The 21,316-nt window shown below is 69.3% G+C and carries 20 protein-coding genes and 1 pseudogene; 12 read left to right on the top strand and 9 right to left on the bottom strand.

What is annotated here, in order from left to right; all coding sequences use genetic code 11:
• Positions 1-12 precede the first annotated feature (12 nt).
• Together AC0685_RS23100 and AC0685_RS23105 are read left to right on the top strand one after the other, a co-directional pair.
• Positions 13-1,158 (top strand): CaiB/BaiF CoA transferase family protein, encoded by a 1,146-nt coding sequence (locus AC0685_RS23100; protein WP_478227428.1) that lies wholly within the window; start codon positions 13-15, stop codon positions 1,156-1,158.
• Positions 1,159-1,216: 58 nt separating this feature from the next.
• Positions 1,217-2,305 (top strand): annotated as a pseudogene (locus AC0685_RS23105) (Rossmann-fold NAD(P)-binding domain-containing protein).
• Between the two features lies 1 nt (position 2,306).
• Here AC0685_RS23105 and AC0685_RS23110 read toward each other — a convergent pair.
• Complete coding sequence (locus AC0685_RS23110; RefSeq protein ID WP_478227429.1) at positions 2,307-2,780, bottom strand: MarR family winged helix-turn-helix transcriptional regulator; 474 nt, start codon at positions 2,778-2,780, stop codon at positions 2,307-2,309.
• Positions 2,781-2,856: 76 nt separating this feature from the next.
• Between AC0685_RS23110 and AC0685_RS23115 the strand changes: the two genes are divergently transcribed.
• The 5 genes from AC0685_RS23115 (at position 2,857) to AC0685_RS23135 (ending at position 5,589) form a co-directional block, all read left to right on the top strand.
• Positions 2,857-3,630: an ABC transporter permease gene (locus AC0685_RS23115; protein WP_478227430.1), complete on the top strand. Its 774-nt coding sequence runs from the start codon at positions 2,857-2,859 to the stop codon at positions 3,628-3,630.
• 127 nt (positions 3,631-3,757) lie between these two features.
• Positions 3,758-4,339, top strand: a complete 582-nt coding sequence (locus AC0685_RS23120) for an RNA polymerase sigma factor (RefSeq protein WP_340684068.1) — start codon at positions 3,758-3,760, stop codon at positions 4,337-4,339.
• The gene (locus AC0685_RS23125) at positions 4,330-4,896 is read left to right on the top strand and encodes an Asp23/Gls24 family envelope stress response protein (protein ID WP_478227431.1); all 567 of its coding nucleotides are present in this window, start codon (positions 4,330-4,332) and stop codon (positions 4,894-4,896) included. Before AC0685_RS23120 ends, AC0685_RS23125 begins: the two co-directional genes overlap by 10 nt.
• Entirely contained in the window at positions 4,886-5,287 is a 402-nt protein-coding gene (locus AC0685_RS23130; RefSeq protein WP_478227432.1) for an Asp23/Gls24 family envelope stress response protein, read from the top strand. The genes AC0685_RS23125 and AC0685_RS23130 overlap by 11 nt, the downstream gene beginning before the upstream one ends.
• Complete coding sequence (locus AC0685_RS23135; RefSeq protein ID WP_340684071.1) at positions 5,284-5,589, top strand: hypothetical protein; 306 nt, start codon at positions 5,284-5,286, stop codon at positions 5,587-5,589. The genes AC0685_RS23130 and AC0685_RS23135 overlap by 4 nt, the downstream gene beginning before the upstream one ends.
• Before the next feature lie 59 nt (positions 5,590-5,648).
• On the opposite strand, the gene AC0685_RS23140 is transcribed toward AC0685_RS23135, so the two are convergent.
• Both AC0685_RS23140 and AC0685_RS23145 read right to left on the bottom strand, forming a co-directional pair.
• Positions 5,649-6,326: a fasciclin domain-containing protein gene (locus tag AC0685_RS23140; RefSeq protein WP_478227433.1), complete on the bottom strand. Its 678-nt coding sequence runs from the start codon at positions 6,324-6,326 to the stop codon at positions 5,649-5,651.
• An 88-nt stretch (positions 6,327-6,414) separates the two neighbouring features.
• Entirely contained in the window at positions 6,415-7,977 is a 1,563-nt protein-coding gene (locus tag AC0685_RS23145; protein WP_478227434.1) for a molybdopterin-dependent oxidoreductase, read from the bottom strand.
• Positions 7,978-8,307: 330 nt separating this feature from the next.
• On the opposite strand from AC0685_RS23145, the gene argG reads away from it, so the two are divergent.
• Positions 8,308-9,756 carry an argininosuccinate synthase gene (argG, locus tag AC0685_RS23150; protein WP_378436634.1) on the top strand — a complete coding sequence of 483 codons (1,449 nt, stop codon included), beginning with the start codon at positions 8,308-8,310 and terminating at the stop codon, positions 9,754-9,756.
• A gap of 74 nt (positions 9,757-9,830) precedes the next feature.
• On the opposite strand, the gene AC0685_RS23155 is transcribed toward argG, so the two are convergent.
• Both AC0685_RS23155 and AC0685_RS23160 read right to left on the bottom strand, forming a co-directional pair.
• Positions 9,831-11,099, bottom strand: a complete 1,269-nt coding sequence (locus AC0685_RS23155) for an SON protein (protein ID WP_478227435.1) — start codon at positions 11,097-11,099, stop codon at positions 9,831-9,833.
• A 118-nt stretch (positions 11,100-11,217) separates the two neighbouring features.
• Entirely contained in the window at positions 11,218-12,402 is a 1,185-nt protein-coding gene (locus tag AC0685_RS23160; RefSeq protein ID WP_478227436.1) for a PQQ-dependent sugar dehydrogenase, read from the bottom strand.
• 327 nt (positions 12,403-12,729) lie between these two features.
• Here AC0685_RS23160 and AC0685_RS23165 point away from each other — a divergent pair, with 327 nt between their 5' ends.
• On the top strand, positions 12,730-13,887 hold the full coding sequence (locus AC0685_RS23165) for a thioester domain-containing protein (RefSeq protein ID WP_478227437.1): 1,158 nt from the start codon (positions 12,730-12,732) through the stop codon (positions 13,885-13,887).
• Positions 13,888-13,940: 53 nt separating this feature from the next.
• Here the strand turns inward: AC0685_RS23165 and AC0685_RS23170 are convergent, their stop codons facing one another.
• Positions 13,941-14,684 carry an AraC family transcriptional regulator gene (locus AC0685_RS23170; RefSeq protein ID WP_478227438.1) on the bottom strand — a complete coding sequence of 248 codons (744 nt, stop codon included), beginning with the start codon at positions 14,682-14,684 and terminating at the stop codon, positions 13,941-13,943.
• 54 nt (positions 14,685-14,738) lie between these two features.
• Between AC0685_RS23170 and AC0685_RS23175 the strand changes: the two genes are divergently transcribed.
• The 3 genes from AC0685_RS23175 to AC0685_RS23185 all read left to right on the top strand — a co-directional run bounded on the left by AC0685_RS23175 (position 14,739) and on the right by AC0685_RS23185 (position 18,044).
• Positions 14,739-15,914: an MFS transporter gene (locus AC0685_RS23175; protein WP_478227439.1), complete on the top strand. Its 1,176-nt coding sequence runs from the start codon at positions 14,739-14,741 to the stop codon at positions 15,912-15,914.
• 87 nt (positions 15,915-16,001) lie between these two features.
• Entirely contained in the window at positions 16,002-17,312 is a 1,311-nt protein-coding gene (locus AC0685_RS23180) for a lipase family protein (protein WP_478227440.1), read from the top strand.
• An 87-nt stretch (positions 17,313-17,399) separates the two neighbouring features.
• Positions 17,400-18,044, top strand: a complete 645-nt coding sequence (locus AC0685_RS23185; RefSeq protein WP_478227441.1) for a TetR/AcrR family transcriptional regulator — start codon at positions 17,400-17,402, stop codon at positions 18,042-18,044.
• Here the strand turns inward: AC0685_RS23185 and AC0685_RS23190 are convergent.
• Genes AC0685_RS23190 through AC0685_RS23200 form a run of 3 tightly spaced genes read right to left on the bottom strand, consistent with a single transcriptional unit; the run spans position 18,041 to position 21,275 of the window.
• Positions 18,041-18,889 (bottom strand): SDR family NAD(P)-dependent oxidoreductase, encoded by an 849-nt coding sequence (locus AC0685_RS23190; protein WP_478227442.1) that lies wholly within the window; start codon positions 18,887-18,889, stop codon positions 18,041-18,043. The two genes, AC0685_RS23185 and AC0685_RS23190, sit on opposite strands and share 4 nt — an antisense overlap.
• Positions 18,886-19,785 (bottom strand): alpha/beta fold hydrolase, encoded by a 900-nt coding sequence (locus tag AC0685_RS23195; protein ID WP_478227443.1) that lies wholly within the window; start codon positions 19,783-19,785, stop codon positions 18,886-18,888. The genes AC0685_RS23190 and AC0685_RS23195 overlap by 4 nt, the downstream gene beginning before the upstream one ends.
• Entirely contained in the window at positions 19,782-21,275 is a 1,494-nt protein-coding gene (locus AC0685_RS23200; protein ID WP_478227444.1) for a flavin-containing monooxygenase, read from the bottom strand. The genes AC0685_RS23195 and AC0685_RS23200 overlap by 4 nt, the downstream gene beginning before the upstream one ends.
• Positions 21,276-21,316 lie beyond the last annotated feature (41 nt).

Below are 21,316 nucleotides of genomic sequence, written 5' to 3' on the forward strand. Positions count from 1 at the left end.
AGGGTCGGGCACATGCCCGAAACCGCTCTCGGCCCGCTGCTCGTCCTCGACTTCTCGCGGGTGCTCGCCGGCCCGTTCGCCACCATGCTGCTGGCCGACCTCGGCGCGACGGTGATCAAGGTCGAGCGGCCGGGCACCGGCGACGACACCCGCAGCTGGGGACCGCCCTACGACGCCGCCGGTCAGGCGACGTACTTCCAGTCGGTGAACCGGAACAAGACGAGCGTGGCGCTGGACCTCGGCGACCCCGGCGATCTCGCCCAGGCCCGCGCGCTCGCGCTGGATGCCGACGTCGTGGTCGAGAACTTCCGGCCCGGCGTGATGGATCGGCTCGGGCTCGGCCCGGAGGTCCTGCTGGCGGCGAATCCCGGCCTCGTCCTTTGCTCCATCACGGGTTTCGGCTCCGGCGGCGGCGCCGCGCTGCCCGGTTACGATCTGCTCATCCAGGCCGTCGGCGGGCTGATGAGCATCACCGGCGACCCGGCGGGCGAGCCGCAGAAGGTCGGCGTCGCACTCGTCGACGTCCTGGCCGGGCTGTTCGCGAGTGTCGGCATCCTCGCCGCCCTGCGCCATCGCGACCGGACCGGGCAGGGGCAGCGGGTCGAGATCAACCTGCTGTCCAGCCTGCTCGCGGCGCTGGTCAACCAGGGCAGCGCCTACACCTCCGGCGGGACGGTCCCGGCGCGGATGGGCAACCGGCATCCCAGCATCGCGCCCTACGAACTCGTCCCCTGCGCCGATCACGAACTCGCGCTCGCCGTCGGCAACGACCGGCAGTTCGCGGCGTTGTGCGAGGTCATCGGCCTGCCGGAGCTCGCGGGCGACACCCGGTTCGCGACCAATCCGGCGCGGGTCGAGCACCGGGCCGAACTCCGCGCGCTGCTCGAAACGCATCTCGGCAAGCGTCCGGCGGCCGAGTGGGCGGCGGAGTTGAGCGCGGCCGGGGTGCCCGCCGGGGAGGTCAACGACATCGCGGGCGCGTTCGCGCTGGCCGAACGGCTCGGCCTGAGCCCGACGGTCGATCTCCCCCGGCCCGACGGCACGTCGGTGCGGCTGACCCGCAACCCGATCGGGTTGTCGGCGACGCCGCCGCGCTACGAGACCGCACCGCCGGACGACCCCGGGCAACTCACCCTTCCGTTGCCCGGCTGGATCTGACGGCGAGCCGTCAGCGGACTGTCAGAACTTCGTCAACACCGCCCGCGAAGCTCCGGCCATGACGAACAGGACAGTTCTCATCTCCGGCGCCAGCATCGCCGGTCCAGCCCTCGCCTTCTGGCTCTCCCGCCAGGGTTACGCGGTCACCGTCGTCGAGCGGTCGCCGGAACTCCGCGGCGGCGGCCAGGCGGTCGACTTCAAGGGCGCCACCCACCGCTTCGTGCTGGAGCGGATGGGCATCCTCGACGATCCGCGAGCACCAGACCGGTGGGCTCGACCAGACCATCGTCGACGCCGAGGGACGGCCGCTCGCCGTCCTGCCCGGCGAGTTCACCGGCGGCGACGTCGAGATCGGCCGCGGCGACCTGGCCCGGATCCTCCACGCACGGTCCGAGCGGGACTGCGAGTACGTCTTCGGCGATTCGACCGCTTCGGCGCCGACGGCATCCACTCCACCGTGCGGCGGCTGGCGTTCGGCCCGGAAGCCGACTACGTGGAACACCTCGGCCACTACTACGCCCTGGTCGAGACCGGCGAGACCGACGGCGGCCCGGCGGTGATGTACAACGAGCCCGGCCGCATGGCGGCCACCGGCGGGCCCAAGGCCAGCGCGTTCTTCGTGTTCGCCTCCCCCGAGCTCCGCTACGACCGGTACGACATCGGACAGCAGAAGGAGATCCTGGCCACCGCGTTCGCAGGCGGCGGCTGGCGGCTGCCCGAACTGCTGGAGATGGTGAAGCGCTCGGACGACGTCTACCTGGACTCGATCGCCCGGGTCGCGATGGACGGCTACTCCACCGGACGCGTCGCACTCCTCGGTGACGCGGCCTACGGCAACACACTGGGTGGCTTCGGCACCGGGCTCGCGATCGTGGCCGCGTACGTCATCGCCGGCGAGCTCGCCGCGGCGGACGGCGACCACGAGCTCGCCTTCCGCCGCTACGACGAGAAGTTCCGCGGCTACGCCAAGGTGGCCCGCACCGCGAACGCCGGCCCGTTCCTCGCGCCGCCGACGAACCTGCGGATCAAGCTGCGCAACCAGATGTTCCGGCGGCGGCTTCTGCTGCGCTCGATGCTGTGGGTGACCGACAAGCTGGCCACCGACATCACCCTCGACGAGTACCCCGCGCTCGCCCGTCAGAGCTGATTCAGAGCGGCGGCGCGGCACCATGGCCGCGCTCGTCCCCGGCTCCGTGCTCGGCGACCTGGAGCAGCAGTCCCGCCGCCACCCGCACGATCTCCCGTTCGGCTGGGGTCAGCGCTTCGCCGAGCGCCTGGGCCAGCCAGCGGTTGCCGTCCCGCACATGCTCTCGCAGGGCCTCTCGGCCGGCCTCGGTGATCACGATCCGCTGAGCCCGCCGGTCGCGCTCGTCGGGGCGCCGGGCCACGCGGCCTTCAGCCTCGAGCGCGTTCAGCACCCTGGTCAGCGACTGCGGCTGCAATCCCTCGATCGCGGCGAGCGCGCTGACGGTCAGCGGCCCGCTGTGCCGCAGGTTCGCCAGCACCGACGCGGCCAGCCTGCTCAGGCTCCGGTCTTCGCCGGGTTGCTCGGCCCGGAGACGGGACGACAACCGCGAAACGGCCCAGCGCACCGATTCGGCGGTCTGCGTGGCTGCACTCACAATACAACGCTAGCACTTGCCTTTTTTGCAGGAAACCCAGGTCCGATACGGGGATAAGCAAGCGTACGCTTTCTATATGCCTCCGAGTCCGTGGCGAGTGTTCTGGGGACTGCTGGAACACGATCTGCTCATCACCCGGAAGCAGCTCGGCGGGGTGCTGGCGCAGGTGCTCATGCAACCCCTGCTGATGCTGCTGGTGTTCGGGAAGGTCCTCGGCGCGCTCGGCTACACCCCGCCCGGCTACGCGCGGTTGCTCCTGCCCGGCCTCGTCGCGCTGAACGCCTTCTTCGCCGCCGCCCAGAACGCGTCCTTCCCGCTCGCCATGGAATTCGCCACCCGCACCATCGAGAACAGGCTGCGGGCGCCCGTGTCGCTCGCCTGGATCGTCGTCGAGCGGATCTTCGCGGCGGCGTCGCGAGGACTGGTCACGGCCGTTCTCATGGTCCCGGTCGGCGCGCTTGTGCTCGGCGAGCTGTCCTGGCGGGCGGCCGGGCTCCCGGCTGCGCTGGGGTACACCGTGCTCGGCGCGCTGGCGGGCGGCGCGGCCGGGGTGACGATCGGCTCACTCGTCTCCCCCGCCCGGATCGGGATCACCTTCTCGCTCGTGATGCCGCCGCTGCTGTTCACCGGTTCCGCCCAGTTCCCCTTCCCCGAACTCGCCGCGGTCCCCTGGTTCCGGGCGTTGTGCGCGCTGAACCCGATGACCTACGTCAGCGAAGGCCTGCGTGGCGCGCTGACGCCGCAGATCGCTCACCTGCCCGCGTGGCCGTGCGCGCTCGCGCTGGCCTTGGCGCTGATCGTGCTCACCCCCGCGGGTCTCTGGGCGTTCCGCCGCCGGGCGATCACCTGACTTCGGCGTGCGCCATCCGCGGCGCCGTGGTCGGCTGGGTTTCCCGCGTGACGTTTCCGGGGAAGCAGTGTCTTACATGGTGATGTGAAGGGAGCTTCGGCATGACGGCGCTGCACAGGTGCGCTCGATGACGACTTCGGAGAGAACCGAACCGCTCGCGGCCGGCGAAACCGTGCTGGACGACGCGACGCTGGTGGCGCGCGCCCGCGACGGCGAGATCCGCGCGTACGAGCAGCTCGTCCTGCGGTTCCAGGGGCCGATGTACCGGCTGGCGCTGCGGATGCTGGGGAACAAAGGCGACGCCGAGGACGTCGTCCAGGAGGTGTTCCTCGTCGCCTGGCGGCGGCTCGATCAGCTGCAGGAGGACGCGGCGTTCGTCGGCTGGCTCTACCGGATGACGACCAACCGGTGCCTGAACGTGATCCGCGCCAGGAAGCCGGTGGCCGACGTCGAACTGGACCAGCAGGAGTCCGCCGGTTCGGCGGGGCGGCCGGATCGCGCGGCCGAGACGAGCGCGCAGATGACGGCGCTGACCGGGGCGTTGGACCAGCTGACCGCCGAGCAACGGGCCTGCTGGCTGTTGCGCGAGGTCCACGGGCGCTCCTACGAGGAGATCGCGAAGGCGATCGGGGCGACCACCACCGCGGTGCGCGGACGCATCGCGCGAGCACGAGCACAGTTGGCGGAGGTGATGGCGCCATGGCGATGAACCACGCGACCCGGGACTACCTGCTGCCGTGCGGCCGTGATGTGGAACAGATCTGGGACCGGCTCGACGAGGTCGACGCCGGCCGGGCGGACACGCACGAACTCGACTGCCCGCACTGCCGGGCGACCCGCGAGAGCCTCCGGGTGCTGCGCGGGCTGACCAGGGAACTGGCCGAAGACGACGCCGAGCCCTCGCCGGATCTCACCAGCCGGATCATGTCCGCGATCCGCACCGAGGTGCGGCGCCGGGACCTGGTGCCGCTGGCCAGCCCGGAACCGGGCGACGTGCAGGTGAGCGATCAGGCGGTCGCGGCGGTGCTGCGGTTCGCCGCGGACTCCGTGGACGGTGTCCGCGCGCGGCGTTGCCGGGTCCACCGGTCGGGCGAAGACACCGACGCGCTGGCCGTGGACGTGGAGCTGAGCCTGGCGATCGCGCATGATTTCGACGGTGACTCGCTGGACCTCGTCCGCGAGCGGGTCACGGCGGCGGCCGGCGCCAGGGTGGGTCTCCGGCTGGCCCGGCTCGATCTGGTGGTGGAGGACATCTATGACGCGTGAGCAGGCCCCGGCCAGACCATCGGTCGAGACGGTGATCTCCCCTCCGGTGATCGCGGCCGTCGCCGCGCACGCCGCGGCCCGGGTCCCCGGCGTGGTCCGCCTGGAACCCGGATTGCGCGGGCTGGCCGGCTCGCTGACCCGGATCGCGCGGCAGCGGATCAAAGGCCTCGAACCGGCGCCGACGGAAGGCGTCCGCGCGTTCGTCGAGCACGATCCGCCGGACGTCCGGGTGGAGATCGACCTCTCCCTCTCCGGGCTGGACCAGGCCGCGGCGACAGCGCAGGCGGTACAGCGTGCCGTCGGCAAGGCGGTCACCGAGGCGACCGGGCTCACCCCGTCGGCCGTCTCGGTGTCCATTTTGGACATCGAAATCCGTGGAGGACTGTTGTGACCGCACGTTCCGAATTGACCGCGTCGCTGCTGAGCACGCTCCGCGAGGTGCCGGGGCTCCGCGCGGCGACACCGTCCACCACGGCCGCCGCCTCGGCGGTGCCGTGGGACCTCGACGTGATGGCCGTCGACATCTCCGAGAACGTCGTCGAGATCCGCGTGGTCGCGCTGGAGGTGCCGATCCCGCCGCTCACGGAGGTCGCCGGGGCCGCCCTGCGCACGGTGCTCACCGGAACCCCGTGGGAGAACGCGAGCCTGCGGATCGTCGTGACCGACGTGGACGCCGCCGCACTCGTTCCCTGACACGCAGATCGCGGTGGCCACGCCCGAGAGCGTGGCCACCGCGATCAGGGTGTGGGGACCTAGTTCTTGTTGGTGCCCGGGGTCAGCACCTTGTCGATGACGAAAACGGTGGCGTTCTTGGTGGGGATGTTGCCGCACAGCACCTTCGCGCCGTTGACGGTCATGTTCTCGCCGGAGCCCTCGATCTTGACCGGGCCGCCCGCGGTGTTCAGGCTCTCCACGGACTTGGCGGACTCCAGGCCCTTGGCGTCGTAACGCTTGCCGACGACGTGGTACTGCAGGATCGGGGCCAGTTCGTCCGGCTTGCCGGCCAGCTCGTTGAACTTGGCGTCACCCAGTGCCTGGAAGGCGGGGTCCGCCGGGGCGAACACGGTGATGGCCTGCTGGCTGTTGAGCGTGTCGACCAGGTTGGTGGCCTTCACCGCGGCGACCAGCTTGGTCAGCAGCGGGTTGGTCGAGGCGGCGCTGGCGACCGGCTGCGGGCCCATCGAGTCCAGCGAACCGGGCGCACTGCCCTGCGGCAGCTGCGAACAGGCCGGGCCGAACACGTCGGCGTTGGTGGTGACGCCGTCACCGGAAGCGGCGCTGGACATCGGGGCCGACATCGACGAGGACGGGGCGGGCGCGGGGGCGCTGCTGGAGCTGCCGGACGAAGCGCTGTCGTTGCTGCTGCAGGCGGACAGTGCCAGCGCGGCGACCGCGGTGAAACCGATTCCTGCGACGCGAAGCTTGCTCACGGAAAATCACTCCATTTGTTTTTCGGACTCTTGCCGGGTATTCGGACCTACCGCGAAATCGGATTGCCACTCTTTCGAGTGACGCCGATCACCGTGCGGTGAAACTGATGACATGCCAGCCCGTCGCGCCGTCCGGAACGGTTCCGGCACGGGCGTCGGTCTGGGTGTAGCCGGATTTGTCGACGGCCCGGACGGTGACCTGATGACTCCCCGCCGGGACCTCGAATTCACTCCACCACATCCGCCAGGTGTCGATGTTCACCTCGCGGGAAAGCGTTGCGGGCTGCCAGTTTCCGCTCGCGCCGAGCCGGACTTCGACCCGCTCGACACCGGTGTGCTGCGCCCACGCCACGCCCGAGATCCGGACCTTGCCCGCGGGTACCGTTTCGAATCCTTTCGGGCTGTCGATCCTGGACTGCGTTTTGATCGGGGCCTGTTCACCCCAGCCACGGTCGAGCCAGTACGCGCGGCGCGCTTTCCAGGTGGTGATCTCCAGGTCTTGGACCCATTTCGTCGCCGAAACATAGCCGTAGAGACCGGGGATCACCATTCGCGCGGGAAAACCATGTTCGACCGGGAGCGGTTCGCCGTTCATCCCGATCGCCAGCATCGCGCCCCGCTCCGGGTCGAGCGCGGCCACGACCGGGCTGCCCGCCGTCCAGGCGTCGACACTGGTGGAGAAGATCTGCTCGGCACCGGGCAGGACTTCGGCCTCCCGCAGCAGATCCCCGAGGTCGACGCCGATGAAGTTCGCCGTGGACACGTAGGTCCCGCCGACCTCGTTGGACACGCAGGTCATGGTGATGGTGCGCTCGATCAGCGGCCGGTTGCGGATGTCGTCGTAGCCGAACCGTTTTTCGTTGCGCACCATGCCGTGCAGCCGGAGGCTCCAGTCCTCGGCGCGGACCTGCGGCACCGACAGCGCGGTGTCGACGCGGTAGAAGTCACGGTTCGAGGTGAGGAACGTCGGCGTGCCCAGTTTGGCGAAATCCGCATCGGCCGGGATCGGCGGTGCCGGCTTGACGGGAACGAGCCGTCCGATAGCCGTCCGCGAAGACTCCGCGTCTCGAGTACCGGCGAGGAGCTGCCCTCCGGCGCCCGCCGCACCCGCGGCGACGACGGCACCGGCTCCGGCCAGCAGCACCGACCTGCGGGACGGGGCGGCGCCGGAAGGCTCCTCCTCGGCCCGCGACCTGGCCGAGGCCAGGCGATGCAACCAGAGGAAGACGCCGACCCCTGCGATCAGGCTGGCCAGCGGCGCGAGCAGAGCGACCAGGGAGAGGTCGGGACGCTGCGACACGGCGAGTCCGCCCAGCAGACCGAAGGCGGCGATCAGCACGACCCCCGGAACAGGTGACCGGCGCGAGACGATTCCCGCCACGGCGGCGGCGAGCACCATCACGACGGCCATCCCGCCGAGCAGGACGAGCTTGTCGTAGACGCCGAACGTCCGGACCGCGAAGTCCTTCAGCTCCACCGGCGTCAGATCGATCGCCCCGTTGCCGACCGCGAGGTACGGCGAGGCGTTGGCGCTGATGAACCCGGCCACCAGGTGACCGGCCGCCAGTGCCGCGGCGAGGGCCACGACACCGATCAGCGCAGCCCCGAGAAGAGGGAGGCGTGGTTCCCGGTCGGCCCGCGAAGTCTTCATGCCAGGTATTCGGCACGGACGGGTCCGCGGACAGGTCGTGAGTGGCGATTCGGGTTAGAGCCAACGGTGTCTTGCGTACCTACCGGAGGTGACTGCCGGTCGATCGCGGGTCCGTGAAGGCCTCCTTCCCTACGCTCAAGGTAGGGAAGGAGGCCTTCACGGACACCAGAACGCCGGCAACGGCACGTTCAGGCTGGCCCAGGTCCCCTCGTGAGTGGTAACGACGGTTAGAACCCGAATCGCCACTCACGACCCACGCGGCCACCCACCCGAGTTGCCCTGCCCACCCCGGCTTGCATGGTCATACACTCCTATGCATATACTTCCATCATGTCCAAGGTACTCACCTCTCTGCCTGTCGGCGAACGCGTCGGGATCGCCTTCTCCGGCGGCCTCGACACCTCGGTAGCGGTCGCGTGGATGCGCGAGAAGGGTGCAGTGCCGTGCACCTACACCGCTGACATCGGCCAGTACGACGAACCCGACATCGCGTCGGTCCCGGGCCGGGCGAAGGCCTACGGCGCCGAGATCGCGCGCGCCGTCGACTGCAAGGCCGCGTTGGTCGAGGAAGGGCTCGCGGCGCTGGCCTGCGGCGCCTTCCACATCCGCAACGGCGGCCGCACCTACTTCAACACGACCCCGCTCGGCCGCGCGGTCACCGGCACGCTGCTGGTGCGCGCGATGCTCGAGGACGACGTCCAGATCTGGGGCGACGGGTCCACCTTCAAGGGCAACGACATCGAGCGGTTCTACCGCTACGGGCTGCTCGCGAACCCGTCCCTGCGGATCTACAAGCCGTGGCTGGACGCCGCGTTCGTCAGCGAGCTCGGCGGCCGCAAGGAGATGTCCGAGTGGCTGCAGGCCCACGGCCTGCCGTACCGGGACAGCACCGAGAAGGCCTACTCCACCGACGCGAACATCTGGGGCGCGACGCACGAGGCCAAGTCGCTGGAACACCTCGACACCGGCATCGAGATCGTGAACCCGATCATGGGCGTCCGGTTCTGGGACCCCGAGGTCGAGATCGCGCCGGAGGACGTCACGATCGGCTTCGAACAGGGCCGCCCGGTGACGATCAACGGCAAGGAGTTCGCCACCGCGGTCGACCTGGTCCTGGAGGCCAACGCCATCGGCGGGCGGCACGGGCTCGGCATGTCCGACCAGATCGAGAACCGGATCATCGAGGCCAAGAGCCGCGGTATCTACGAGGCGCCGGGCATGGCGCTACTGCACGCGGCGTACGAGCGGCTCGTCAACGCGATCCACAACGAGGACACCCTCGCCAGCTACCACAACGAAGGCCGTCGTCTCGGCAGGCTCATGTACGAAGGCCGCTGGCTGGACCCGCAGGCGATGATGCTGCGCGAATCGCTGCAGCGGTGGGTCGGCGCGGCCGTCACCGGCGAGGTCACCCTCCGGCTGCGGCGCGGCGAGGACTACTCGATCCTCGACACCACCGGCCCGTTCTTCAGCTACCACCCGGACAAGCTGTCCATGGAGCGCACCGAGGACTCGGCGTTCGGCCCGGTGGACCGGATCGGCCAGCTCACCATGCGGAACCTCGACATCGCGGACTCACGCGCCAAGCTCGAGCAGTACGCCGGGCTCGGCATGGTCGGCGGCGGGCACCCGACGCTGATCGGCGCCGCGCAGGCCGCGTCGACCGGCCTGATCGGGGCCATGGACGCGGGCGGCGCGCAGGCGATCGCCTCGCGCGGCAAGGCTTCGGCCGAGGACGAACTGCTGGACCACGCCGCGATCGAATCCGGTACGGACTGACCCGGACGAACGGGACGCGAAAGCGCCGGGCGCGCGGCATCGAAGCCGTTCGCCCGGCGCTGTTCTTTATCCGGTCAGCCGCCGAACTTCGACCGCCGTTCGGCCAGCTCGCTGACCAGACGGCTGACCTCGACCTCCCCGACCGCCTGGGCCAGCACGGCGACCGACGCGATGCTCTCGATCCGGTACTGGACCGGCACCCCGCCGGAGGCACGTGACCGCGCCTCGGCATCCGCCTTCTTCTCCGCTTCGACGGACGAGAAGACGCTCCCGGCCCCGCCATTGACACAGCTGATCGAGGCCGAGCCGTTCAACGGCAGGCTGGCGGTTTCCCGGCAACTGCCCGCCGAGCGGCCACCGATGGTCACGTTCGCGGTCATCGTGGCGTTGACCTGGCCGCTGACCTTCCCACCGTTGTTCGCTGAGGCGGAGTTGGACACGTTCGCCGTCACCGTGCAGCCCGCCGAACTGCACGCGACGGTGGCCGCGCCGTCCATGTCGAACCGCACGCTGGTGTCGACGGCGCCGGACAGCTTCTGGGCGTTCACCATCAGGGTCTCGTAAACGGCGCTGGTCTCTTGAGGCGACAGAGCGTCCACATCGGACTCGCCGAGGCCGGCGCCGGACGGCATCGACGGCCGTGACTCCGCGCCGGGCATGGACGGTATCCCGCCGGGCATCTTCACGGAGTAGCGGAGAAGACGGTGCGGTGCCTCCTTCGAGACGTACAGGTCACCCGCGGGCGTGCTCGCCTTGAGCGCCGGAACGTCCCGGACGGTCTCGTTCTGGTCCCCGGGGATCTCGTCCGCCTGGTCCATCGCCGCGCGCAACCGGGCGGCGAGCTTCTCCGGGGATTCGAACTGCTGCAGAGCCGGGCCGAACAGCGCGTCCTCGCCGGTCATCCACCGGTCCTTGAGCTCGTCGGTCCCGCCGGCGTCCGCCATCGCCCCGGGCAGCATGCCGTCCGGCGCCTTGAAGTAGACCTTGCCGCCGACGACCAGGATGTCGATCTTCTTGCCCTGGAAGGACAACGTGCCGGACGTCTCGCCGTACGCGGTGGTCTTGACGTCCGTCTTGATCATCCCACCGACGGTGGACGTGCTGTTCCGGACGGCGGGCGCCGAGGAAAGGCCGGCGAGTGCCTGCTCGAAGGGTTCACGGCCCGCCTTCGACGGCCACAGCAGCCAGGTCGTCAGACCCGCGAGGAGCACCAGCACCAGTCCGGCGATCCCGCCGAACAGCAGCCACCGGGGTTTCCGGGCGGGCGGCGCCGGTACCGGTTGCGGGACCCAGCCCTGCGGCGGCGGCCACTGCGCGCCTCCGGGTGGGAATGATTGCTCCACGTCGCCCTCCATCACTGTTTTCACCGGACGACCTCACGCTATGGAGGGATGATGAAAACTTGATGAAACGCGACCGGGTGCCCCGGCCGCGCCGGGCGGACGCGGCCGGGGAGTCTCGTCAGCCCTTGCGCGCGAACGAGATCCGGTGCAGTCCGCCGGGCTGTTCGTCGGCCAGGTACAGCTCGCCGTTCTGGTCGGTGCCGAACGTCGTGGCGTCGAGCGGGAATTCGCCGATCCGGGCGCTTTCGTAGGTGCCGTCGGTCTTCTTGCGGACGGCCCAGGCCGTCCCCTGGCAGAAGTCGGTGGCGAGATAGGTCCCGCCCGCCAGTGCCGCGTACTTCTTGCCGCGGTAGACGTGCCCGCCGATCACCGCGCAGCCTTCCGCGCCGGAGATGTAGTGGAAGACCGGCTCGGTGTAGGTCACGCCGTCCTCGCAGCGCGTCTCGTCGAACACGACCGGCCCCTCTTTGCAGGACCAGCCGAAGTTCGCGCCGCCCTTGCCCTTGGCGAGGTGGTCGACCTCCTCGAACCGGCCCTGGCCGACGTCGCCGATCCACAGCGAACCGTCGGCGGGGTCGAAGGAGAACCGCCACGGATTGCGGAGCCCGTACGACCAGATCTCCGGACGCGCGCCCGCGACGCCGACGAACGGATTACCTGCCGGGACGCAGTACTTCAGCGGACGGCACGCGCGGTTCACGTCGATACGCAGGATCTTGCCCAGCAACGTGTCCAGGCGCTGCCCACTGGCCAGCGGATCGCCGCCTCCGCCGCCGTCACCGATCCCCCAGTACAGATACCCGTCCGGACCGAACGCCAGCTGGCCGCCGTTGTGGTTGGGGAACTCGGAATGCGGCTGGGTGATCAGCTCGGTGAGCTCGCCGGTGTCCAGCCGGACGCGGGACAGCGTCACCGCGCTGTCGGACTTGCGGGTGTACGCGACGTAAGCCCGCCTGTCCTTGGCGATCGCCAGGCCGAGCAGCCCGCGCTCGACGTCCGCGCCGTTCACCTTGTCGCTGATGTCCAGAACCGGCTTGGCGGCGAGCCCGGTCCGGGGATGGTAGGCCCGGACGACGCCTCTCTTCTCCACGATGAGGATCCGGCCGCTCCCGTCGTTCAGTGCCGTGATCGCGGTCGGATTGACCAGCCCGGACGCGACCTTGGTCGCCGTGGCGGTCAGCTCGCCGAGCGGAACACCCCGCGTTTCCCGGGGTTCCGCACTACTCGCGGTCGGGAGCAGCGCGCCCGCCAAGGCGAGTCCGGCCACCAGGGACAACCCCCGGCGGAGGTGCCGTCGCGTCATGAGGGACTCCAATCGCCAGTGAATGGTCTGGTCCAATTCAACAGCGACCGGAGGAGCGCCGGTACCTCCATTCGCGAGCTTTCCGTCGGTTTCTTTCCCCCGGAGAATCGTTCTCTACCCGCCCAAGATCGTTTTCCTGACGTTCACCCTTCGTTCGGGGCAATTCGGACATCAGCCATACCCCTGAGTAGCGACTTGTGAGACCTCTGTATGCTCCGCTCTCGCTCGATGGGATTAGTTATCCCCCGATCGGGCGAGCCGTTGCGGTCGGGGCCTGTGGTCGCATGCGGCGCTGGCATTCGTGGTCCGTATCCGGATGGGAGACACATGCACGGCAGGTCAGTTCTGGTTCGCGGCGGGATCGCGGTGGCCACCGCGGCCGTCGCGTTGACGATGGCCGCTCCGGCCGCCCTCGCCGATGACGGCGCGGCGCGGGGCCGGGTCGTCCAAAAAGAGGGCAATGGCGGGTTCGGCGTCAACTTCGAGAACGGCAAGCCCGCCGACACGGTGCTGTTCACGCTGAAGCTGTCGGACGGCAGCAAGCTCAAGATGTACTGCGTGCAGGTCGAGGTCGGCATGCGCACCGATCAGGACATGATCGAACGTCCGTGGAACAAGTACCCGGACACCAACTCGCCGTTCAACAAGAACAGCGCGAAGCTCAACTGGGTGCTGCACCACGGCTACCCGGCGGCGTCGGTCAAGGCGCTCGAGGGCACGCTCGGCAAGAGCGACGTCAAGCTCAACGGCGGCCTCTCCGTCAAGGAGGCCATCACCGCGACGCAGGCCGCGGTCTGGCACTTCAGTGACGGCAAGGACCTGAAGCGCGCCAACCCGATTTCGGGCGGCGCCGCGGAAGACTCCGCCGATGTGCTGGCCCTCTACGACTACCTCGTCGGCAAGGACAACGCCGGCATCGGCCAGCAGCCGAAGCCGACCCTGAACATCGGCCCGGCCAAGGCCGACGGCGCCACCGGTACCCGGATCGGCCCGTTCAGCATCGCCACGAGCGGTGACATCACCGAGCTGACGAGCAAGCTGCCCGAGGGTGTCAAGGTCACCGACGCCGACGGCAAGGAGATCAAGGCCGCCGACGTCAAGGACGGCACCAAGGTCTACGTCGACGTCCCCAAGGACGCCAAGGACGGCTCCGGCTCGTTCTCGCTGAAGGTCAGCGGCCACCTCGACACCGGCCGCCTGTTCGTGGGCGAGAACTACGACAAGGTGCCCGCCCAGTCCCTGATCGTCGCGGAGTCCGAGAAGACCTCGGTCGTCGCGAACGCGACCGCGAGCTGGAAGCAGGGCGGCGCGCCCGTCACCGAAACCCCGGCCCCCACCACCCCCGGTGGCGCCGAATCGGGTGGCGGCGACGAGCTGGCCAACACCGGTGCTTCCGCGACCATGCCGCTGATCATCGGCGGCGCGCTCCTCGGCGCGGGTGTGCTGATGGTGCTGCTGGTGCGCCGTCGCCGTAGCGAGGCGTAAGAAGCGAACGACGAGCGGGGCCGGTCCTTTGTGGACCGGCCCCGCTTTCGCGTTCACCGCTCGTAGTGCGTGCCCGGCGTATGCCCGAAGGCGCGGCGGAAGACGTCGATGAACGCGCTGGTGGACGACCAGCCGCAAGCATGCGCCACCGCGGTCACCGGGGTGTCCTCGGCCAGAAGGACCAAAGCGCGGCAGAGCCGCAGCTGCGTGCGCCATTGCGGAAAGGTCATGCCGAGGTCGGCTTTGAAGAGCCGTGCCAGGGTGCGATCACTCGCCCCCACCCGCGCGCCGAGAGCGGCCAGCGTCCGGTTGTCGGCCGGATCGGCGCTGAGGATCTCGCACAGTGCGCGCAGCCGCGGGTCGGCGGGCGTCGGCAGGTGCAGAGGTTGCTGCGGCGAGACGCGAAGCCGATCGAGCAGTACCGCGCGCAGCCGCCGTCGTTCCGGGGTGTCGTCGTGCGGCGGATCGGTGTAGGCGCGGATGAGTTCGCGCAGGAGCGGTCCGACGGCCAGCACGCTCGGTTCGGTCAGCCGCAACGGGTTCACGGTGGCGGGCAGGCCGACGAGGCGGAGTTCGAGGTCGCCGTGCGCCTGATGGGCGTGCACGGTCCCGGCGGGCACCCAGATGGCCCTCGTGGCGGGCGCGACCCAGGAGCCCCTGTCGGTGGTGATGGCCAGTACGCCGCGAGCGGCGTAGGCGACCTGGTGATCGTCGTGGCGGTGCGCGTCGATCGTCGTGCCGGAGGCCAGGGACCGGACCTGGGTCGGCGCCGCGGGCATGTGGCGGATTTCCGTCATCGATTGTCAATTTATCGGAAGCGCGACAAGGCCGCCCGCGACGAGCATGGCGACGTGCCGAAGAACAAAGCGATCGTCCTGCTGTCGGCCGGACACGCGTGCGTGGACGTGTACCAGGGTTCGGTCGCCGCACTGGTGCCGTTCTTCGCCGCTGAGCGCGCCTACGGCTACGCGGCGGTGTCCGGCATCGTGCTCGCCGCTTCGTTGCTGTCGTCGGTGGCGCAGCCGTTGTTCGGCGCGCTGACCGATCGGTGGGCGATGCCGTGGTTGCTGCCGGCCGCCACGCTCCTCGGCGGGCTCGGCATCGCTCTCGGCGGGCTGGTCGACTCCTACGCGTTGACGCTGACTTTTGTAGCCGTATCGGGAATCGGGGTGGCCGCCTATCACCCCGAGGCCGCGCGGGTCGCGAGGATCGCCGGCGGTGGCGGGCATACGGCCATGGGCTGGTTCTCCCTCGGCGGGAACATCGGCTTCGCCGCCGCCCCCGTACTCGTCGCCGCGGTCATGACACTCGGCGGCCTGCGGATGTCACCACTGCTCGTCGTACCGGCGCTGGCCGGTTCCGTGCTGTGCCTGCCCGTGCTGCTCGCCCTCGCCAGGACTGCCCGCACCGGCGGCTCGTCGACGGAGGTGACAGGGGTCGACGACTGGAGGTCGTTCACGAAGCTGTCGGTGGCCGTCGTCTTCCGCTCGATCGTGTTCGTCGGACTGAGCACGTTCGTCTCGCTCTACGCGCAGCAACGAGCCGGAGGCGGCACGGGGACGGGCAGCGCCGCCCTGTTCCTGCTCTACCTCGGCGGCGCCGCGGGCACGGTGCTCGGCAGCAGGCTGGCCGGGCGCCGGGACCGCGTCACCGTGGTGAGCCGGTCGTATCCGGCCACCGTCGGCGCGGTCGCGGGTGTCGTGTTCGTACCGGGCCCGGCGTTCTTCCCCTTCGTCCTGCTGGCCGCGGTAGGCCTGTACATCCCGTTCTCCCTGCAGATCACGCTCGCCCAGGACTACCTCCCCACGCGCGTCGGCACCGCCAGTGGCGTCACCCTCGGCCTGACGGTCAGCATCGGCGGTCTGGCGAGCCCCGTCATCGGGACGGTCGCCGACCACACCTCCTTGCGAACGGCCTTGGTCCCGTTGATCGCACTGCCGCTTTTGTGCTGGATCACAACCCGGACCCTGCCCGAGCCGTGCTCCGTCCGAACGGGAGCGGAAGAAAGGTCAACGTCGCGCAATTAATCATGTACGAGTCTGTACATCATCAGTTACCGACTGGTAGGTTCCGGGCATCCGAACGTGATCCACTTCATGATTCAAAGGGGAGTCATGACCCGAAAGCCCGCTCGTCTGCTGGCCGTCGCGATCGCCGTCATCGTCGGTTTCGCCGCCGCGCCCGCCGCCTCCGCCGTCCCCGCCACCGATCCGTTCTACAGCTACGACGGCAGCGATCCGCTGTCGTCGTACAGCCCCGGGACCGTGTTGAAGACCCGGACGCTGAATTACCACGTCGTCGGTATTTCCACGCCGCTCAAGGTGACCCAGTTGCTCTACCGGAGCACCGACGCGCAGGGGAAGCCGTCCGCCAACGTCACTTCGGTGGTGCGCAGCCTCACCGGCGACACCACCAAAGCCGTTTCGTACCAATCGTTCTACGACTCGCTCAACCCCGAACACGGCCCGTCGAGGGCGATCGCCGGTGACGTCTCGCTCGGCGGCCTGATCGCCAACGCGGAGGCACTGTTCATCGCGCCCGCGTTGCTGCTGGGCTACAACGTCGTCATTCCCGACACCGAAGGCCAGAAGGCGAACTTCGCGGCCGGGCCGGAATACGGCACGAACACCCTGGATTCCATCCGTGCCGCGACGAAGGCACCGGAAACGGGAATGAACGACAAGACCCGGTTCGGTCTCATCGGGTATTCGGGCGGCGCCATCGCGACCGGCTGGGCCGCCGCGCTCGCGCCGGATTACGCGCCCGAGGTCAACAAGAACCTCGTCGGTTTCACCGAAGGCGGAGTGCTCGTCAAACCGTCGCACAATCTCAAGTACGTCAACGGCAGCGTCGCGTGGACCGGGGTCATTCCGATGGCGCTGATCGGCGTCTCGCGTTCCTTCGGCATCGATCTCAAACCGTACGCGAATTCTTACGGCCTTCAGGTGCTCAAGGACATGGAGAAGGCGTCGATCGTCGACGCGCTCGGCCGGTATCCAGGGCTGACGTGGGAGAAATTCGTCAAGCCCGAGTACGTCAACCCGAACAAGGTGCTGCCGTACGTCGAGGCCGTGAACAAGATCAACCTCGGTTCCGCGCCGACGCCCACCGTGCCCGGCTACATCGCGCAGGGCAACAACGGTGTCGTGGAAGGCACTTTCGGCAACCCGCCGGGGATCGGGACCGGCGACGGGGTGATGGTCGCCGGTGACGTGCGCTCGCTCGCGCGGCAGTACTGCGACACCGGCAACAAGTCGATCAAGTACGACCAGTACAACACGCTGAGCCACGTCGGGGCGGCCGTCGCCTGGGCGCCGCAGGCCATCGGCTGGCTCAACGACCGGTTCGCGGGCAAGACCGCGCCGTCCAGCTGCGGGAAGATCGCGCCCGGCAACTCCCTTGCCCCGGAGGTGCCGGTCAGCTGATCCCGCGTGTCCGTGAAGGCCTCCTTCCCTACCCTGAGAGTAGGGAAGGAGGCCTTCACGGACTTCCGAGCCGGTACGGTGCCGCACGTGACCGAGCACCGCAAGCTGCCGAAGGGGCCCCACAACCTCAGCCGTGACGAGGTCGCCGAGACCCAGCGCGCTCGACTGATCGACGCGGTACTGGAGAACACCGGCAAGCGCGGCTACGTCGCCACCACCGTCGGCCACATCACCGCCACGGCGGGCGTGTCCCGGACCTCGTTCTACGAACAGTTCACCGGCAAGCAGGACGCGTTCCTCGCCGCCTATCGCGAGATCACCACCGAGTTCATCACCCAGGGCGTCGCCGCGGGCGCCGAAGCAGCGACCCCGCTGGACGCCGTCTCCGCCTGCTGCGGCTTCCTCGTCGACTACGTGCACCGGCGTCCCATCGCCGTCCGCGCCGTCCTGCTGGAGATCTACGCGCTCGGCGACGCGGGGCTCGAAGTACGGGAGAACACCTTGCGCGCTGGGGAAGCCGTCTTCGACCGGACGGCGAGATGGCTGCGCGCCACCGATCCCGCGGTGCCGTCACCGCCGCCGTTCACCGCGCGCACGGTCGTCGCCGCCACCATCGAACTGATCACGCAGGCCATCTGGATCGGCACCGAAGACGCCTACGGCCAGGCGCGCGAAGCCGTCCGCTACACCTGGCTGCTCGGCTTGTTCGGGCACCGGAGCGTCGACGCCTAGCGAGCGAGACGCCGCCGCTCGAAGTCGACGATCAGTTTCGGGTACCGGCGCGGGAGCAGCCGGACGAGCCGGTCGACCAGTTTCGCGTCGTTCCCGACGAGCACCCGAGGCTTTCCTGCCTCGACCCCGTCGACGATGATGCGGGCAGCTTGGCCGGCCGGCATCTTCAGCAGCTTTTCGTTGTACACCCGGACGCGTTCCCGCTGTTCGGCGGTGGGCTCGATGCCGCGGGCCTCGGCTTCCTTCAACGCCGCCGAGGCGATGCCGGTCTTGACCCCGCCCGGGTGGACGACGGTCACCCGCACCGGATGCCCGGCCGCGATCATCTCGGTGCGCAGCGCTTCGGTGAAGCCGCGAACGCCGAACTTGCTGGCGCAGTAGGCACTGAGCGTCGGCTGGGCCATGAACCCGTTGAGACTGGAGACGTTGACGACCTGGCCGTCGCCGGAGTCGATCAGATGCGGCAGGAAAGCCTTGGTGCCGTTGATGACGCCGAAGAGGTTGACCGCGAGCGTGCGGTCGTACAGCTCCCAGTCGGCGTCGAGCACGGTCTGCCCGCCGCCGGCGATCCCCGCGTTGTTGTAGATCTGATGCACCACACCGAACTGCCCAGCGACGGCGGTCGCGTACTCCAGCACGGCCGTCCGGTCGCTGACGTCCAGCGTGGCGCCCTGCACTTCCGCGCCCAAGGCCTTGACCTCGGCGACGGTGTCGGCCAGCCCGCCTTCGTCCACATCGGACACCGCGAGCCGGGCACCGCGCCGCGCGAGTTCGAGGGCCAGCTGACGGCCGATGCCGGAACCGGCACCGGTGACGACGGCGACCTTGCCGCGAACACTGCTCATCGGGTTTCTCCCGCCGGGTCGAGGGCCACTTCGGCGGTCAGCTCGACGAGCCGCTCGATCAGGTCCGGGGCGATGTGGTGCCCCATGCCGGGGATTTCGACGTAGCGGGCACCCCTGATGGCCTTGGCCGTCGCCCGCCCCCCGCTGTGGTGGACCATGCGATCGGTGTCGCCGTGGACCACGACCGTCGGACAGGTGATGCGGGCGAGTTCGGCGGTGCGGTCGCCGCTGGCCTGGATCGCGCCGATCTGCCGGGCGATACCGCTGCGGGCGCGCCGTCCCCCTGCCCGTTCCCACAGGCCCTCGGCCCAGGCCGTTTCGACGTCCTTGTCCAGCGGGAACGTGGCCGAGCCGAGGTGACCCATCAACGACAGGTGCCCGACCACGGATTCCTCGACCGTCTGGGCGGGCCGCCTCGCCATGCGCAGCAACGTCGACTTCGCAGGCTGCCCGACGCGACGATGTCCAGTGGTGGAGAAGATCGACGTCAGCGACAGGACGCGGCCGGGGTTCCGGGCAGCGACCGTCTGGGCGATCATGCCGCCCATCGACATACCGACCAGATGCGCCTTCTCGACGTCCAGGTGGTCCAGCAGGCCGACGGTGTCCGCCGCCATGTAGCCCAGGTCGTAGGCGTCAGGGAGCGGCCGAGCCAGCAGTTGCCGGAGCTTGCCAGGATTCGGCGCCTTGATGCGATCCGAGCAGCCCGCGTCGCGGTTGTCGAACCGGATGACGCGGAAACCACGACCGATGAACCCCTCGATCATCGTCCGCGGCCACGACGTGAGGTCGAGACCGAGACCGGCGATCAGCACCAGCGGTACACCGTCGGCCGGGCCGTCCTCGCGGTAGCAGATCCGCGGGCCGCCGGGCAGCTCGGCGAAGCTGTCGCTCATGAACTCACCGCTTCCCGGACCTCGGCGTGCGAAAAGTGCAGCTCCGGGTCGGTGATGTCGTCCGCGCGCAGCAGCTTGATGTCGGAGTGGTAGCTCATCGACGTCAGCCACGGCATGCGGTCACCCTGACGCGGGAGCTGGTCGAGAGCGCGCTGGACGTATCCGGCGGCGAAGTCCAGGAACGGCTTCGTCGGCATGTCCGGGTCGGCGACGACGGGACGGCAGACGTCATGGCCGTGGGCGTCCATATGCGCCAGCAGACGGCAGAAATGCTCGCACAGCAGGCCGATCTTGAGCGTCCACGACGAGTTCGTGTAGCCGATCGCGAACGCGGCGTTCGGCACGTCCGAAAGCATCATTCCCTTGTACGCGACGGTTTCCGGCAGGATCACCGGTTTGCCGTCGACGCTGAGCGTGGCCCCGCCGAACACCTGGAGGTTCAGGCCGGTGGCGGTGACGATGATGTCCGCCTCCAGCTCGCGCTCGGATTCGAGCAGAATCCCCTTTTCGGTGAAGGTCGCGATCTTGTCGGTGACGACGTCGGCCTGCCCCTTGCGGATGGCGGCGAACAGGTCACCGCCGGGCACGGCGCACAGCCGCTGGTCCCACGGGTCGTACGGCGGGTTGAAGTGCTCATCGACCGGATAGCCCTTGGGAAGCTGCTTCTTGTTGACGTAACGGATGAGCCCGCGGGCGGTCTTCGGGAACTTCTGGCAGAACTGCCAGACCGCCAGTCCCTTGCGGATGTTCTTGCGGCGAGTGAGCGCGTAGGCCCGCTCCTCGCCGAGGATCTTGCGCAGGCCGTTGGCGATCTTGTCCTCGCGCGGCACCGGCATGACGTAGGTCGGGGTGCGCTGCAGCATCGTCACGTGCGCCGCGGTGCCCGCCATCGCCGGGATCAGGGTGACCGCGGTGGCGCCGCTGCCGATCACGACGACGCGCTTGCCCGCGTAGTCGAGATCCTCGGGCCAGTGCTGCGGGTGCACGATCGTGCCGGCGAACCGGTCCCGGCCCTCGAAACGCGGGGTGAAGCCCTCGTCGTAGCGGTAGTAACCGCCCGCGTTGAACAGCCAGCCCGCGCTGAGGCTGGTGCGCTCGCCGGTGTCGGTCCGCTCGATCTCGAGCAGCCAGCGGGCCTCGTCGCTCGACCAGGCGGCCGAGAGCAGCTTGTGGTGGTAGCGGATGGCGGGTTCGAGGCCGTTCTCGGCGACCGTCTCGCGCAGGTACGACAGGATCCGGGGCGCGTCGGCGATGGACTGCTTGTCCCGCCACGGCTTGAACTCGTAGCCGAAGGTGTGGAGATCGGAGTCCGACCGGATGCCCGGGTAGCGGAACAGATCCCAGGTACCGCCGGACGCGCCGCGCGCCTCCAGGATGGCGAACGTCTTGCCAGGGTTCTCGGTCTTCAGGTAGCGCGCGGCCCCGATCCCGGAAATCCCGGCACCGATGATGACCACGTCGAGGTGCTCGACGGGTGTGCTCGTCGTCATGCGGTACTCCAGCCTCGTCTCGGTTGCCTCCACGATGCGGG

Source organism: Amycolatopsis sp. NPDC043889 (assembly GCF_056435645.1).

Coding starts and splice junctions, on each gene's coding strand:
- AC0685_RS23100 (WP_478227428.1), top strand. CDS start 13: ATGCCCGAAACCGCTCTCGGCCCGCTGCTCGTCCTCGACTTCTCGCGG.
- AC0685_RS23115 (WP_478227430.1), top strand. CDS start 2,857: ATGCCTCCGAGTCCGTGGCGAGTGTTCTGGGGACTGCTGGAACACGAT.
- AC0685_RS23120 (WP_340684068.1), top strand. CDS start 3,758: ATGACGACTTCGGAGAGAACCGAACCGCTCGCGGCCGGCGAAACCGTG.
- AC0685_RS23125 (WP_478227431.1), top strand. CDS start 4,330: ATGGCGATGAACCACGCGACCCGGGACTACCTGCTGCCGTGCGGCCGT.
- AC0685_RS23130 (WP_478227432.1), top strand. CDS start 4,886: ATGACGCGTGAGCAGGCCCCGGCCAGACCATCGGTCGAGACGGTGATC.
- AC0685_RS23145 (WP_478227434.1), bottom strand. CDS start 7,977: ATGAAGACTTCGCGGGCCGACCGGGAACCACGCCTCCCTCTTCTCGGG.
- argG (WP_378436634.1), top strand. CDS start 8,308: ATGTCCAAGGTACTCACCTCTCTGCCTGTCGGCGAACGCGTCGGGATC.
- AC0685_RS23160 (WP_478227436.1), bottom strand. CDS start 12,402: ATGACGCGACGGCACCTCCGCCGGGGGTTGTCCCTGGTGGCCGGACTC.
- AC0685_RS23165 (WP_478227437.1), top strand. CDS start 12,730: ATGCACGGCAGGTCAGTTCTGGTTCGCGGCGGGATCGCGGTGGCCACC.
- AC0685_RS23170 (WP_478227438.1), bottom strand. CDS start 14,684: ATGACGGAAATCCGCCACATGCCCGCGGCGCCGACCCAGGTCCGGTCC.
- AC0685_RS23180 (WP_478227440.1), top strand. CDS start 16,002: ATGACCCGAAAGCCCGCTCGTCTGCTGGCCGTCGCGATCGCCGTCATC.
- AC0685_RS23190 (WP_478227442.1), bottom strand. CDS start 18,889: ATGAGCAGTGTTCGCGGCAAGGTCGCCGTCGTCACCGGTGCCGGTTCC.
- AC0685_RS23195 (WP_478227443.1), bottom strand. CDS start 19,785: ATGAGCGACAGCTTCGCCGAGCTGCCCGGCGGCCCGCGGATCTGCTAC.
- AC0685_RS23200 (WP_478227444.1), bottom strand. CDS start 21,275: ATGACGACGAGCACACCCGTCGAGCACCTCGACGTGGTCATCATCGGT.